The organism is Methylobacterium crusticola, assembly GCF_003574465.1.
In the GTDB taxonomy this organism is placed as follows: Bacteria; Pseudomonadota; Alphaproteobacteria; order Rhizobiales; family Beijerinckiaceae; genus Methylobacterium; species Methylobacterium crusticola.
The window spans coordinates 1-14,152 of the sequence record NZ_KZ984628.1; the positions used below are offsets into that span (position 1 = coordinate 1).

Annotated in this window: 15 protein-coding genes; 8 read left to right on the forward strand and 7 right to left on the reverse strand. The window is 75.7% G+C overall.

The genetic code is table 11. From position 1 onward, the window contains the following. Positions 1 to 542 (forward strand): hypothetical protein (locus tag DT057_RS03150; RefSeq protein ID WP_162501303.1); only part of this gene is annotated, 542 nt, incomplete at its 5' end. Between the two features lie 152 nt (positions 543 to 694). On the opposite strand, the gene DT057_RS03155 is transcribed toward DT057_RS03150, so the two are convergent. Together DT057_RS03155 and DT057_RS03160 are read right to left on the reverse strand one after the other, a co-directional pair. Then, positions 695 to 1,135 carry a DUF1489 family protein gene (locus DT057_RS03155; protein ID WP_128560671.1) on the reverse strand — a complete coding sequence of 147 codons (441 nt, stop codon included), beginning with the start codon at positions 1,133 to 1,135 and terminating at the stop codon, positions 695 to 697. 319 nt (positions 1,136 to 1,454) lie between these two features. After that, complete coding sequence (locus DT057_RS03160) at positions 1,455 to 2,333, reverse strand: hypothetical protein (protein ID WP_128560672.1); 879 nt, start codon at positions 2,331 to 2,333, stop codon at positions 1,455 to 1,457. Positions 2,334 to 2,509: 176 nt separating this feature from the next. Between DT057_RS03160 and DT057_RS03165 the strand changes: the two genes are divergently transcribed. The 5 genes from DT057_RS03165 to DT057_RS03185 all read left to right on the forward strand — a co-directional run bounded on the left by DT057_RS03165 (position 2,510) and on the right by DT057_RS03185 (position 7,854). Next, positions 2,510 to 3,709 carry an MFS transporter gene (locus DT057_RS03165; RefSeq protein WP_128560673.1) on the forward strand — a complete coding sequence of 400 codons (1,200 nt, stop codon included), beginning with the start codon at positions 2,510 to 2,512 and terminating at the stop codon, positions 3,707 to 3,709. A 205-nt stretch (positions 3,710 to 3,914) separates the two neighbouring features. Then, positions 3,915 to 5,111, forward strand: coding sequence for an MlaE family ABC transporter permease (locus DT057_RS03170; protein WP_128560674.1), 1,197 nt, complete (start codon positions 3,915 to 3,917; stop codon positions 5,109 to 5,111). A 17-nt stretch (positions 5,112 to 5,128) separates the two neighbouring features. Continuing rightward, positions 5,129 to 5,959 carry an ABC transporter ATP-binding protein gene (locus DT057_RS03175; RefSeq protein ID WP_238314131.1) on the forward strand — a complete coding sequence of 277 codons (831 nt, stop codon included), beginning with the start codon at positions 5,129 to 5,131 and terminating at the stop codon, positions 5,957 to 5,959. A gap of 86 nt (positions 5,960 to 6,045) precedes the next feature. Beyond that, positions 6,046 to 7,125 carry an MlaD family protein gene (locus tag DT057_RS03180; RefSeq protein ID WP_128560675.1) on the forward strand — a complete coding sequence of 360 codons (1,080 nt, stop codon included), beginning with the start codon at positions 6,046 to 6,048 and terminating at the stop codon, positions 7,123 to 7,125. Positions 7,126 to 7,239: 114 nt separating this feature from the next. Continuing rightward, complete coding sequence (locus tag DT057_RS03185; RefSeq protein ID WP_128560676.1) at positions 7,240 to 7,854, forward strand: ABC-type transport auxiliary lipoprotein family protein; 615 nt, start codon at positions 7,240 to 7,242, stop codon at positions 7,852 to 7,854. Between the two features lie 90 nt (positions 7,855 to 7,944). Here the strand turns inward: DT057_RS03185 and DT057_RS03190 are convergent, their stop codons facing one another. From DT057_RS03190 to DT057_RS03205, 4 genes are all read right to left on the reverse strand, one after another. After that, positions 7,945 to 8,565, reverse strand: coding sequence for a helix-turn-helix domain-containing protein (locus DT057_RS03190; protein ID WP_128560696.1), 621 nt, complete (start codon positions 8,563 to 8,565; stop codon positions 7,945 to 7,947). A gap of 136 nt (positions 8,566 to 8,701) precedes the next feature. Continuing rightward, positions 8,702 to 9,547 carry a bifunctional hydroxymethylpyrimidine kinase/phosphomethylpyrimidine kinase gene (gene thiD, locus DT057_RS03195; RefSeq protein ID WP_128560677.1) on the reverse strand — a complete coding sequence of 282 codons (846 nt, stop codon included), beginning with the start codon at positions 9,545 to 9,547 and terminating at the stop codon, positions 8,702 to 8,704. Continuing rightward, entirely contained in the window at positions 9,544 to 10,242 is a 699-nt protein-coding gene (locus tag DT057_RS03200; protein ID WP_407068141.1) for a thiamine phosphate synthase, read from the reverse strand. Before DT057_RS03200 ends, thiD begins: the two co-directional genes overlap by 4 nt. Before the next feature lie 162 nt (positions 10,243 to 10,404). Continuing rightward, positions 10,405 to 11,394, reverse strand: a complete 990-nt coding sequence (locus DT057_RS03205; RefSeq protein ID WP_128560679.1) for a DMT family transporter — start codon at positions 11,392 to 11,394, stop codon at positions 10,405 to 10,407. Between the two features lie 242 nt (positions 11,395 to 11,636). Here DT057_RS03205 and DT057_RS03210 point away from each other — a divergent pair, with 242 nt between their 5' ends. Next, positions 11,637 to 12,497: a UDP-2,3-diacylglucosamine diphosphatase gene (locus tag DT057_RS03210; protein ID WP_128560680.1), complete on the forward strand. Its 861-nt coding sequence runs from the start codon at positions 11,637 to 11,639 to the stop codon at positions 12,495 to 12,497. Beyond that, on the forward strand, positions 12,494 to 13,624 hold the full coding sequence (locus tag DT057_RS03215) for a glycosyltransferase family 4 protein (protein WP_128560681.1): 1,131 nt from the start codon (positions 12,494 to 12,496) through the stop codon (positions 13,622 to 13,624). Before DT057_RS03210 ends, DT057_RS03215 begins: the two co-directional genes overlap by 4 nt. 75 nt (positions 13,625 to 13,699) lie before the next feature. On the opposite strand, the gene DT057_RS03220 is transcribed toward DT057_RS03215, so the two are convergent. Further along, complete coding sequence (locus DT057_RS03220; RefSeq protein WP_128560682.1) at positions 13,700 to 14,143, reverse strand: DUF488 domain-containing protein; 444 nt, start codon at positions 14,141 to 14,143, stop codon at positions 13,700 to 13,702. Positions 14,144 to 14,152 lie beyond the last annotated feature (9 nt).

The following is a 14,152-nucleotide window of genomic DNA, read 5'->3' on the forward strand; positions in this document are numbered from 1 at the left end:
CGGCCCCCGCGGCGAGCCGGCCCGCGACGCCGGCCCCGAGCCTCGCGCCGGCGCCGGCCCGCACCGGGATCGAGGCGCGGCGCGAGCCCCCGGCCCTGCCGAAGACCGGCGCCGGCGGCTGGCTCTCCGACCTGCTCACCCGGGCCTCGCAGGACGAGGACGGCGCCCCCGCGGCCAAGGCCGGCGAGGACGACGGCTTCGGCACGATCGACACCATCTCGAGCAACATCGCCCGGATGATCGAGCACCCGGCCGCGGTCGCGCTCTGGGAGCGCTACCGGCGCGGCGAGACGAACCTGTTCACCCGCGGCCTCTACACGGCCCAGGGCCAGCAGACCTTCGACGAGATCCGCCGCCGCTACGGGGCCGAGCCGGAGTTCCGCCGCACCGTCGACCGCTACGTGCGGGAGTTCGAGCGCCTGCTCGGCGAGGTCTCCCGCGCCGACAAGGACCCGCGCCGCGCGAACGCCTACCTCACCTCGGAGACCGGCAAGGTCTACACGATGCTCGCCCACGCCAGCGGGCGCTTCGAGGGGGCGTGAGGCCCCGGGTGCGGCGTCAGCCGCACCCGACCAATCCGGCGTGCGGCGTCGGCCGCACCCGACCCGTCCGGCGTGCCGCGCACACCGGGGGGCTCATCGGGGGGGCGCGGGCCCCGGCGGCGAGGCTCCGCCCGCACGGGCGAGCCCGCCCCTCACAGCAGCCCCAGGGCCGCGAGCTCCCGCCGCATCCCCTCGGGCATCGCCGCGAGGTCGCCCGCGGCGTCCCGGCCGATGTCGCCGGGCGCGTCGCCGGCGGCGAGGTAGCGCCAGCCCTGGAACGGGCGGCAGGGCCGCGGCTGCACCGGCGTGACCCGGGGATCGAGCACGAGCCGGCAGCGGCCGACGCCGTCCCCGTCCACGAAGGGGCGGATCGCCAGCACCCCCTGCCGGCAGGCCACGATCCCGCGGATCACCCAGTAGAGGGAGCCCGACCCGGCGATCTCCTCGGCCCGCTTCGGCACCATCCGGGTGACGTGCGCCTGCTCGTGGGCCCGGCCCTGCCGCTCCGCCTCGGCGCGGCGCCCGGCGATCCAGCCCTCGAGGTCGGCGATCGAGTCGCAGCCCACGCAGAGCTTGAGGAGGTGCAGGGGCATCGAGGGGCCGGGCCGATGGCGGGGGATGGGGAGCGGGCTGCTCGCGTGCGTCCGGGGAGACGGGGCTCTCGCTTGTCCGCCCGGACGCGCGTCGGATCAAGGCCGCGCACGCCCTCCGGCGCCACCCGGGCCGGCCGGCCTTGCCGCCGAGCGAGCCCCCTTGAGCCGTTTGATCGTGGCGCCGTCGGGGCAGCGGGGGCCCCCGCCCCTCTTGGGAGCCGCAGGTCTTGGGAGCCGCGGGTCTTGGAGGCCGCGGGTCTTGGAAGCCGCGGGTCTTGGGAGCCGCGGGTCTTGGGAGCCGCGTCCGCGCGGCGCTCCCTCAGGTGAAGCGGGAGAGCTTCTCCTCGAGCGCGAGGCTGTCGACCTCCGCGAAGGCGCTCTCGAGCGGGATCGTCTCGTCCTCGGGCGGGCAGGGCGCCGGGGGGGCCGGGTCCGGGGCCGGGCCGGGATCGGGCAGGAAGGCGATGTCGTCGAGGGGCAGGGTCGTCTCGACGAGCTTCAGGCGCGGGGGCGGCGCCGGCGGCGGCCCCGTCGCGATCATCTGGTCGACGTCGCTCTGGTCGAGGCTCGCGGCCTCGGGCGCCGTGGCGGTCCCGGCCTGGGCCGGCGGATCGTCCGCGCTGGCCCAGATCTCGATCATCGCGGTCAGGCGCTGCTCCAGGTAGCGCAGGGTGTGGACGATGCGGCTGGTGCGCTGGGCGGTCAGGTCCTGGAACGAGCAGGCGGTGTAGATCTGGGTCGCGTTCTGGTCGAGCCGGTCGCAGACCCGGCTGTCGGCGCCGGTCTCCCGCAGGGTCCAGGCCACCTCCTGCACCTCCTCGGCCGCCTGCAGGATGTCGGAGGTGGCGCGCTCGGTGGTGCGCACGATCCCGTCGAGGGCCTCCGAGGCCTCGCCGAGCCGGCTCTGGTCCTGGTCGGGTGTGTGGATCGCGGCGATCTCGGACTTGGTGCGGCTGATCGCCTTGGCCATCTCGATGAGGTCGAAGCGCAGCCGCTCCATCCCGGGCGGTCCCCGGTCCGCCGCGACGGCGTTCTCCAGCCGGCCGATCGCGTCGAGCAGGACGCCCGTATCGGCGCTGCGGTTGCGCCGGGCGTACTCGCCGAGGAACCAGCGCCCCCGCGCCGTCTCCAGCATGGCGGTCTCGATGACGTCGTACTCCTCCACGGGGCGGGTGGGGAGCGAAGGGGTTCCGGCCATGGTCAGACGTCCCCGCGGACTCGAACAGCGCGAGCGAGTTGCTCCCGCGAGGGTTGACATCTCCGCGTTAACGGCCGCTTACGCGGCGTCCGCGCCCGGGCTGCTGATTCGCCCCGGCCCCGGGCGGCGGCCTCCCGCCCGCGCCCGCTCCCCCTGGCCGGATCCCGCCCCGGACGATGCGCCCCGATCCCCCCTCGCCTCCTCGGCCGCCGGCGGCCGCCCCGCGGCGCGCCGCCCTCCGGCTCGGCCTGCTCTACGCGGTGGTGTTCGCGGGGATCGGCGTGGCGATGCCCTTCCTGCCCCTCTGGCTCGCCGAGCTCGGCCTGGAGCCGGGGCTGATCGGGGCCCTCGTGGCGCTGCCGATCCTCGTCAGGATCGGCGCCACCGCCCCCCTGATGGGCCTCGTCGACCGGGGCGCCGGGGCCCGCCGCCTCCTCGTCGCCGGCAGCCTCGGCCTCGCCCTCACGTACGGGCTGATGCCCGCGGCGGCGGCGGCCGGCTGGCCGCTCCTCGCCGCCCTGATCGCCGTCAACGCCGTCGCGGGCGCGGCCCTGGTGCCCTGCATCGACTACCTCAGCCTCGCCGCGGTGCGCCGCCACCCCGGCCTCGACTACGCCCGCATCCGCCTCGGCGGCTCCCTCGGCTTCCTGGCGGCGAGCCTCGGCGGGGGCTGGCTCTTCGGCGTCGTCGGGACGCAGGGCGGCGTGACGGCCTTCCTGGCCGGCCTCGCCGTCCTGGCGGCCGGCGGCAGCGCCGCCCTCGGCGGCGGGGAGGGGCCCGAGCCGCGCCGCGCCGCCGCGGCGGGGACCCGCGCCCGCACCCCGCCGGCCCTGTGGCTCGCCATGGCGGCGGCGGCCAGCGTCCAGGCCAGCCACGCCGCGCTCTACGCCTTCGGCAGCATCCACTGGGTCGGCCTCGGCCTGACGCCGGGCGCCGCCGGCCTCGCCTGGGCGGTCGGCGTCGTGGCGGAGATCGCCTTCTTCGCGGTGGCGGGCCGGATCCCCTGGCTGCACGAGGCCCCGTTCCGGCTGCTCGGGCTCGGGGCCGGGGCCGCGCTCGCCCGCTGGGCCGGGCTGCTCCTCGCGGCCGGCGTCCCGGCCGCGATCCTGCCGCTCCAGGTGCTGCACGGCCTCACCTTCGGGGCGACGCAGCTCGGGGTGATGGGCGCCCTGTCGCGCCTGGCGCCGGAGGGCGGCCGGGGCGCCGCGCAGGGGCACTACGCCGCCGCCTCCGCCCTCGCCTCCGCGTCCGCCACGCTGGCGAGCGGCGCGGCCTACCGGGCCGGCGGGGGCCCCCTCGCCTTCGGGCTGATGCTGCCCCTGGCGGCCTGCGGGCTGGTCCTGGCGCTGGCGGCCTCCCGCGCGCCGCGGCGCTAGGGCATTTTCCGGCGAAGTGGACACCGGTTCGCCGCGCAAAAATGCGGCAGGATCAAAAACCTGGAGCAGCGGCCGATCGCAGCGTGATCGGATGCTGCTCCAGGGCAGGGTCCGACGGGGCGGACAACCGCGGACGCCGGCGGTCCGCTCCCGGGGCCCGGCGCCGGCGCAACCGCCGGTTTGTCACGCCCGCGCCCGCCGGGGTATGACTCGCCCTCGAGGGGACGATTCGGGAACCACGGAGGGCCGGCCCGTGCCGACCGCACAGAGCCCGCGCGCCGTCGACGCGGCCCGGGTGACCGTCGAGCGGGGCCGCGACGGCGCCCTCGCGCGCCTGGGCGGCCGCTGGACCGCCGACCAGGCCCCCGCCGTCGAGGCCGCGGCGGCCGAGATCCTGGGGAGCGCCGGCACGGCCGGGCGCGTGCTGATCGACCTCTCGGGCCTCGAGCGGCTCGACACCCTGGGGGCCTGGGTCCTCGAGCGCACCCGGGCCGGGATCGGCGCCGCGGCGGGCTACGCGGGCGCGAGCCCCGAGCACCTGATCCTGCTGCGCGAGGTCGCCTACCGGGAGCCGGAGCCGGCGGCCGGCCGGCGGCGTGCGCGCCTGCTCGACCCCCTGGCGGCCCTCGGCGCCGGCGTGGCGCGCCTCGGCCGCGAGGGCCTCACCGGGCTCGCCTTCCTGGGCGAGGTGGTGGCGGCCTGCCTGCGGGTGCTCGCCCGGCCGCGCAGCTTCCGGGGGGCCGCCCTCGTCAACCAGATGGAGCAGATCGCCCTCAACGGCACGCCGATCATCATGTTGATCGCGTTCCTGGTCGGCTGCATCGTCACGCAGCAGGGCATCATCCAGCTCCAGCGCTTCGGCGCCCAGAGCTACGTCGTCAACATGATCGGCATCCTGACGCTCCGGGAGCTGGGGGTGCTGCTCACCTCGATCATGGTGGCGGGCCGCTCGGGCTCGGCCTTCACGGCCGAGATCGGCTCGATGCGCATGCGCGAGGAGGTCGACGCGCTCCGCGTCATGGGCCTCGACCCGATCGAGATCCTGATCGTGCCGCGCATCCTCGCCCTGATGGCGGCCCTGCCGCTGCTGGCCTTCCTGGCCGACCTCGCGGCGCTCGCGGGCGGGGCGCTCACCTCGCTCCTCTACGGCGGGATGTCGGTCGACGCCTTCGTGTCGCGGCTCCAGGGCGCGATCAGCTTCCGGCACGCCGCGATCGGGCTGATCAAGGCGCCCTTCATGGCGCTGATCATCGGCGTCATCGCGTCCATCGAGGGCTTCGCCGTCGAGGGCTCGGCCGAGTCCCTCGGCCGCCACGTCACCGCCTCAGTCGTCAAGTCTATCTTCATGGTCATCGTGCTCGATGGTCTCTTCGCCGTGTTCTTCGCGGCCATCGACTTCTAGAAGGCCCGGACGTGCCCCTGCCCCGCCCCGCCCAGACGCCCGGCCGCGACGCGATCCTGCGCGCGCGCGGCGACGCGATCATCCGCGTGCGCGACCTCGTGGTGGGCTTCGGCGACCGCACGGTGCTCAAGGGCCTGAACCTCGACATCCGGCGCGGCGAGATCCTGGGCTTCGTCGGCCCCTCGGGCCAGGGCAAGTCGGTGCTGACCCGCACCCTCCTCGGCCTCGTGCCCAAGCGCGCCGGCACCATCGAGGTCTTCGGCGAGGACGTCGACGGCCTCACCCTGGCGCAGCGCCGGGTGATCGAGCGGCGCTGGGGCGTGCTGTTCCAGCAGGGCGCCCTGTTCTCGGCCCTGACCGTGAAGCAGAACATCCAGGTGCCGATGCGCGAGCACCTGAACCTCTCCGAGCGCCTGCTCGACGAGTTCGCGCGGCTCAAGATCGAGATGGTGGGCCTGAGGGCCGACGCGGCCGACAAGCTGCCCTCGGAGCTCTCCGGCGGCATGATCAAGCGGGCGGCCCTGGCCCGGGCGCTCGCCCTCGACCCCGAGGTCCTGTTCCTCGACGAGCCGACCTCGGGCCTCGACCCGATCGGCGCCGGCGAGTTCGACGACCTGGTGGCGACCCTGCAGCGCACCCTCGGGCTCACGGTGTTCATGGTGACCCACGACCTCGACAGCCTCTACACCGCCTGCGACCGCATCGCGGCCCTCGGCGACGGCCAGATCATCGCCGAGGGGCCGATCGACGCCATGCTGGCCTCCGACCATCCCTGGCTGCGCTCCTACTTCCACGGCAAGCGGGCGCGGGCGATCGTCACGGGCGACGCCCGGGCGGCAGCATCCTGATGTGCGCTGCCGCACGAACCGGCCCGGCCTCAAGGCCTAGCTTCGCCTCCCCGCCCGGCCCGCCCGCGAACGGATCGTCGTAAGGCATGGAAACCCGCGCCAACAACGTGCTCATCGGCGCCTTCACGCTGGCCGTCGTCGTGCTGGGCTTCGCGTTCGCGTTCTGGTTGCGCGGCAGCGCCTCGAACCAGGCGCGCCTGCCGGTGCGCATCGTGTTCTCGGGGGGCGTCGGCGGGCTCGCCAGGGGCTCCCTCGTCACCTTCAACGGCATCCGGGTCGGCGAGGCGACCGAGGTCAGCCTGCTGCCCCAGGACCCGCGGCGGGTGATGGCCGTCGTCGAGGTCGACCGCGCCACCCCGCTGCGGGCCGACACCCGCGCCCGGCTCGACATGACGATGCTGACCGGCGTCGCCTCGATCGCCCTCGTGGGCGGCAGCGCCGACGCCCCCCCCCTGGCGCCGAGCGGCAGCGACCCGGTGCCGACCATCTTCGCCGACGCCGCCGACATCCAGGACCTGATGCAGAGCGCCCGCGCCATCGCGCAGCGCGCCGACGACATGCTCCAGCGCCTCGACCGCGTGGTCGCCGGCAACGAGGGCGCCATCAACCGGACCCTCGCCAACGTCGAGCGCTTCTCCAGGACCCTGAGCGACAGCGCGCCGGCCCTCGACGCCCTGGTCAAGGCCGTGGACGGGCGCAAGCTCGGCAGCCTGATCGACAACGCCGACCGCTTCTCGGCCGCCCTCGCGGGCGCCTCGCCCGACATCGCGGCCGGCCTGCACGACGCGCGCTCCCTCGCCGCCAAGCTCAACGCCTCGGCCGACCGCATCGACGCGGTGCTCAAGGGCGCCGAGGGCTTCCTCGGCTCGGCCTCCGGCGAGGCCGGCAAGGGCACCTTCGCGGAGGTGCGCGACGCGGCGATCTCGATCCGGGAGGCCGGGCGCGCCTTCCGGACCATGTCGGAGAACCTCGACAAGCGCACGGCCAGCATCACCCAGAACTTCGGGCGGCTGAGCGGCGCCGGCCGGCGCGAGGTCCAGACCCTCTCGACCGACGGCCAGCGCACCCTCAACAGCCTCAACAGCGCCGTGCGCAGCATCGAGCGCGACCCCTCGCAGGTCATCTTCGGCGGCAAGCCGACGTTGCCCGAATACAACGGTCGCTAGATTGTTGCACCGCACGCCCCGCGGTCGCGCATTCCGGGCCGCGGCCGGAGGTTTCGGGTGATGCTCGGTCAAGCGTACGGGCCTATCTCTGCCGGGTTAGACCCTGGTCCGCGCATGCTCCCGAGATTCCCCGCTCCCCGCCCCGCCGCCCGCCGGCCGGGGCTCCCGCTCCTGGCCGCGGCCGGGCTCGCCCTGGGCCTTGGCGCCTGCGGCGGCACGGTGCCGACCACCTTCGACCTCACCGCCCTGCCGGGCGCCGCCCGCGGCGGCGCCGCGCGGCGCTCCATCGTGGTCGCCGAGCCGGTCGGGCTCCAGCCCTTCGAGGCGGACCGGATCATCGTGCGCGAGCCCGGCGCCGCGGTCTCCTACCTCGGCGGCGGCCAGTGGGCCGACCGGCTGCCCCGGTTGATCCAGGCCCGCCTGATCCAGAGCCTGGAGAACGCCAACCGCCTGAAGTCGGTGAGCCGCCCGGGCGACAAGGTGGCGGCCGACACCCTGCTGATCAGCGAGATCCGCGCCTTCGACATCGCGGCGGCGAGCCGCGAGGCGGTGGTCGACCTCTCGGCCAAGATCGTCCAGGACGGCACCGGCACCGTCGTGGCGGCCCGGGTGTTCCAGGCCCGGGTCCCGGTCGACGCCGTGAGCGCGCCGGTCGCCGCCAACGGCCTCGACCGCGCCCTGTCGCTGGTGCTCGCCGACATGGTCCGGTGGATCAACGCCGGGGGGTGAGGCGGCCCGGCCTCAAGGGGGCCGTGCGCGCCCCGCGAGGGGGCACGCCCCGGGTCCGCCGCCGGCGGCGGGACGGGCGGGCGCGGCCCGCTACTCCATCACGGCGGCCTTCATGATCACCACCATGGTGGCGCGGCCGGGCGCGTCGCCGATGCAGCGGACGGTGTGGGGACGGTCGCAGCGGTAGCGCAGGGTCTCGCCCGAGCGGGCGCGCTGCACGGCGCCGGCGACGTCGATCTCGAACTCGCCCTCCAGCACCGACAGGCACTCGACCGAGCCGCGCTGGTGGGCGTCGGAATCGAGCTCGCCGCCGGGATCGGCCGAGAGGTCGTACCATTGCAGCCACTCGACGGTCTTGATCCAGCCGATGATCGAGAGCCGCATGCGGCCGTCGTCCGAGACCAGGATCGGCGTGTCGGCCCGCGACGACTTCTCGATGAACGGCTCCTCGTCGCCCGTGGCGAGCACCCGCTCGATCGAGACGTCGAGGGCCTGGCTCAGGCGCCAGATCGTCGCGAGGGTCGGGTTGGTCTCGTTGCGCTCGATCTGGCTGATGATCGACTTCGCCACGCCCGACTGCTCGGCGAGTTCCGAGAGCGACAGGTTGTAGGCCTTGCGCAGGCGCTGGATGGTCTTGCCGAGCTGGCCCGACAGCACCTGCGCCCCGGTCATCAGGTCCTTGGGGCGCTCCCGCCCCCGCTCGACGCCCATCGTCCGCCCTTGCACCACAGGTTCCCGCTCGCGGCGTTCCGCATTCCGAACGACCGTACGCTCCATCAAACGCAATCGCCGCGGGCTGGCAAGGGCCGACGGCGCCGCAACGCGGGTTTCGCCGGGCCGGCCGGCCTCAGGGCCAGAGGGCGTGAAAGTGATGCACGGGCCCGTGGCCCTGCCCGATCGTCAGCCGCTCCGAGGCCGCGATGGCGGCGGCGACGTAGGCCTTGGCGGCCCGCGCGGCCTCGGGCAGGGCCAGGCCGCGGGCGAGGCCGGCCGCGAGCGCCGACGACAGGGTGCAGCCGGTGCCGTGGGTGTTGCGGGTCGCGATCCGGGGGCCGGCGAGCCGCAGGACGGCGCCGCCCGGGCCGATCAGGAGGTCGGCGCTCTCCGGGCCGGCGGCGTGGCCGCCCTTCATCAGCACCGCGCCGGGGCCGAGGGCGAGCAGGCGCCGGCCCTGGTCGAGCATCGCGGCCTCGTCCGGGGCGAGGCCCTCGCCGAGCAGGACGGCCGCCTCGGCGAGGTTCGGCGTGAGCACGAGGGCCCGCGGGATCAGGTGCCGGCGCAGGGCCTCCACGGCCGCGTCGGCGAGCAGGCGGTCGCCGCTCGTCGCCACCATCACGGGATCGAGCACCAGCGGCAGGCCGGGGGCGAGGCGCGCGAGCCCCTCCGCCACGGCGGCGATCACCGGCTCGCGCGACAGCATGCCGATCTTCACCGCGGCAACCGCGAGGTCGGCGAGCACGCTCTCGATCTGGCGCGCCACGAAGTCCGGCGGAACGTCGTGGATGGCCTGGACACCGCGGGTGTTCTGGGCCGTGAGCGCGGTGATCACGCTGGCGCCGTAGACCCCGAGGGCCGCGAAGGTCTTCAGGTCCGCCTGGATGCCCGCCCCGCCGCTCGAATCCGAGCCCGCGACGGTGAGGGCGATGGGCGTCGCCGGGGCCGCGCCCGCCGTCGCCCCCCCCGTCCCGCTCACGCCGAGCCCCGCGCCGCCAGGGCCGCGTCGACCACGGCGCGCAGGTCGCGGGCGCGGGCCTCGACGTCGCGGCCGGTCCCGAACAGGGCCGAGATCAGCGCGATCCCGTCCGCCCCGGCCCCGATCGCGGCGGCGGCGTTGCCGCGGCTGATGCCCGCGATGGCGCCGAGCGGCAGGCCGCCGCCCCGGGCGAGGCGGGCCCGGAAGACGATGCGGTTGAGCCCGTCGAGGCCGACGGGCGGGTCGGGGTTGTCCTTGCTGGCGGTGGCGAAGACGCCGCCGATGCAGGCGTAGTCCACCGGCAGGCGGTAGAGCTCGTCGGCCTGCGCGGCCGTCTTGAGGGTCAGCCCCACGATGGCGCCGCGGCCCAGGAGGCGCCGGGCGTCGGCCGGATGCAGGTCCTCCTGGCCGAGATGCACGCCCTCGACCTCCGCCGCGAGGGCGAGGTCGACCCGGTCGTTGACGAGGAGCGGCACCCCGCTGCCCGCCAGGGCCGCGTGGATGCGGCGCAGGCGGGCGACGCTCTCGCGGGCGTTCGCAACCGCCTTCTCGCGGTACTGGAGCAGGGTGCAGCCCCCCGCCGCCGCCTCGGTGGCCATGCGCGCGAGGTGGCCGGCGTCGCCGCCGCAGACCCCGACGTCGAGGAGGCCGTAGAGCCGCAGGTCGACCGGCACGGTCGCGCCGGGCGGGGTCACGGGCAGCCTCCCGCGACGGACGGACGGGGGCGTGGCGGCATCCGGCGATCTCCTGGCGCCGGCAGCGCGCCGGCACCCGCCCGGAGTAAGGGCGCGCGCCCGGCGCCGTCAACGACCGCGCGGGCGCGGACCCCGGACCGCGCCGGCCGCGCCCCCCGCGCCTCAGCCGGCCCGGGCGCCGCCCGCGGCGGCCTCGCGGGCCCGCTCGACGACGAGGCGCCGCTCGCGCCAGACCACGAACACGCCGGCCGCCGCCACGATGCCGCCGCCGAGCGCGATCGAGGCCTGCGGCAGCTGGCCGAACACGAACCAGCCGATCAGGAGCGACCACAGCATCGTGGTGTACTCGAAGGGCGCCACCAGCGAGGCGTCGCCGTAGCGGTAGCTCTCGGTCAGCAGGATCTGGCCGATGCCGCCGAGCACGCCGACGAGCACGAAGAGCCCGAACTCGCCCAGGCCCGGCATGCGCCAGCCGAGGGCGAGCGTGGCGAGGCCGAGCAGCGCGGTGAACAGGAAGAAGTACAGCACGATGGCGCCCGTGCGCTCGGTCCCGGTGAGCTTGCGCACCTGGATCGTGGCCGCGGCCGAGCACACCGCCGCGAGGCAGGCGAACAGCGCCCCCGTGCTGCCGGCGCCGCCGCTCGCGCCGAGCTCGAGGTGGGGCGCCAGCATGATCAGCACCCCGAGGAAGCCCACGATCACGCCGGCCCAGCGATAGGCCCGGACCCGCTCGCGCAGCACGAGCGCGGCCAGCACCACGACGAGCAGCGGCGAGGCGTACCCGATGGCGACCGCGTCGGAGAGCGGCAGGAAGGACAGCCCGGCGAAGCCCGCGAACATCCCGCAGGCCCCGATGATGCTGCGCAGCATGTGGCCCCGGAGGTTGCGGGTGCGCACGGCCGCCGCCACGCCGCCCTGCCAGCCGAGCCAGACGAGCAGCGGCAGGATCGCGAAGGCCGAGCGGAAGAACACGATCTCGCCGGTGGGGAAGCGGTCGGCCAGGGCCTTCACCCCGGCCGACATCAGCGTGAAGGTCAGGGCGGAGAGCACCTTGAGGCCGATGCCGAGGTAGGGCCGCCCGGCCGCGAGCGGGCGCCCCGACACGCCTCCTGCGGGGAGCGGCCGGTCGGGGACGACGAGGGGGGCTGCCATGGCGCTCGCGGCTTCGCTGGGAGGGGGCGGCGCGCCGCCGCGGATCCGGAGGCTCGCACGTTCAGCAGAACCACGCGCGCCACGGCCGAGGTAGCCGGCGACGCGGGCGGCTGATCTGCATCATCCGCATGAAGCGATTAACGGCCCGACAACGAACCTCGAGTCCAGGCGTCCGGCCGGCCCCGGCGTCATCAAAGTGATACGCGATTGCGGTTTGGCTGGCGGACGACGCCGCCAAGGAGATGCACGTGGCCGACGACGCCGACGCGCTTCGCGTGCGAACGCTCTTCCTCTCCGATCTCCATCTCGGCACCAAGGGATGCCAGGCCGAGCTGCTGCTGGACTTCCTGCGCGCGGTCGATGCCGACGAGATCTATCTCGTCGGCGACATCGTCGACGGCTGGAAGCTGCGCGCGGGCTGGTACTGGCCGCAGGCGCACAACGACGTGGTGCAGAAGCTGCTCCGGAAGGTCCGGAAGGGCTCCCGGCTCGTCTACGTGCCGGGCAACCACGACGAGTTCCTGCGCGACTTCCTCGACATGCATTTCGGCGGCATCGAGATCCAGGACCAGCTCCTGCACGAGGCGGCGGACGGCAAGCGCTACCTCGTGATCCACGGCGACCAGTTCGACCTCGTGGTGCGCCACGCCCGCTGGCTGGCGCTGCTCGGCGACGGCGCCTACACGGCGGCGCTCTTCGTCAACACCCACCTCAACCGGCTGCGCCGCCGCCTCGGCCTGACCTACTGGTCGCTCTCCGCCTGGGCCAAGCTGAAGGTCAAGAACGCCGTCAACTTCATCGGCCGCTTCGAGGAGTTCCTGGTCGCGGAGGCCCGGCGGGCTGGGGCCGACGGCGTGATCTGCGGCCACATCCACCACGCGGCGAGCCGCGAGATCCAGGGCCTGCGCTACCTCAACACCGGCGACTGGGTCGAGTCCTGCACCGCCGTCGTCGAGCATTACGACGGCCGCATGGAGGTGATCCGCTTCGCCGAGTGGGCGCGGGCCAGCGCGCCCGCCGGCCCCGCGGAGGCGGCGCGCCTGCCCGGCCGCCTCGTGCCGGCGGCCGAGGCCGGCCCGGCCGCCGCCCGGGCGGTCGCGTGAGGCTCCTCGTCGCGACCGACGCCTGGCACCCCCAGGTCAACGGCGTCGTGCGCTCCCTCGAGCACATGGCGGCGGCCGGGCGGCGCCTCGGGCACGACCCGGTGCTGCTGACCCCGCAGGACTTCTCCTCGGTGCCGCTGCCGGGCTACCCCGAGATCCGGCTCTCCCTCGCGACCGCGCGGGGCGTCGGCGCCCGCGTGGCGCGCCTCGCGCCCACCCACGTGCACATCGCCACCGAGGGGCCGGTCGGCCTCGCGACCCGGCGGGTCTGCCTCGCCCAGGGCCGCCCCTTCACCACGAGCTACCACACCCGCTTCCCCGAGTACCTCGCCGCCCGCCTGCCGGTGCCCGAGCGCCTGAGCTACGCCTGGCTGCGCCGCTTCCACGGCCGCGCGAGCGGCACCATGGTGAGCACGCCCTCCCTCGAGCGCGAGCTCGCCGCGCGGGGCTTCCGCAACCTGATGCGCTGGAGCCGCGGCGTCGACACGGCTTTGTTCCGGCCCCGCGACGCGCCGGCGCCCGGGGTCCTGGCGGGCCTGCCGCGCCCGCTCTTCCTGTTCGTCGGCCGCCTCGCGGTCGAGAAGAACGTCGCGGCCTTCCTGCGCCTGCCGCTCCCCGGCACCAAGGTCGTGGTCGGCGACGGGCCGGACCGGGCGCGCCTGGCGGTCCTCGACCCGGCGGCGCGCTTCCTCGGCACGCTCACCGGCGAGGCCCTGGCCCGGGTCTACGCCGGCGCCGATGCCTTCGTGTTCCCGAGCCTCACCGACACCTTCGGCATCGTGCTGCTGGAGGCCCTCGCGAGCGGCCTGCCGGTGGCCGCCTACCCGGTCACCGGCCCCCTCGACGTCGTCGGCGGCACGCGGGCCGGCGTGCTCGACGCCGACCTCGGCGCGGCCGCCCTGGCGGCGCTGCGCATCCCCCGGGCGCTCTGCCGCGCCGAGGCCCTGCGCCACACCTGGGAGGCGAGCGCCCGGCAGTTCTACGCCAACATCGAGAGCGCCCTCGCGCAGGGCGCGCCGGCCGGGCCCGGGCGCCGGGGCGCGGCCCCGCGCACCGCCCCGCGCGGGGCGCCGGCCACCCACTCCCCGTCGGGCGAGCGCGAGGGCGGGACCGCCCGGGCGGGATGACGTCCCGCCGGCGCGGCGCGGCGCTGACGCGCGCCTCTGCGGGCGCCGGGCGCGCCGGGCCGGATCGCGGCCCGGTCAGGCGAACAGGTCGACCACCGCGAAGCCCCGGGCCTCCATGCGCTCGCTCAGCACGCGGCGGTGGCAGCGTTCCGGGTCGCGCTCGAAGCACAGGAGGCAGGTCGGCGCGCCGGCGGCGAGGTCCTCGAGCGCGTTGAGGGCGGCCGCGCCGCCTTCAGCCTCCAGGACCTCCTCGCAGTAGATCCGGCGCATCAGCCTGGCGTCGTCGGCCCGCGCCGCCTCCCGGCCGGCCTTCGGGGTGCCGAGCGCCCGCAGGTGCGCGTAGGCGAGGCCGGCCCCCGCCATCCCGGCGGCGAGCGCGCCCTTCGAGAAGCCGCGCTTGCGCGACAGGGCCACGGCCCGGACATCCGCCAGGGTCGCGACCCCGGCGCCCCGCAGCGCCCCGACGACGCGCTCGGGATCCGCGCCTTCGTACCCGATGGTGAACAGAACCTTGGCCACGCCCGCACC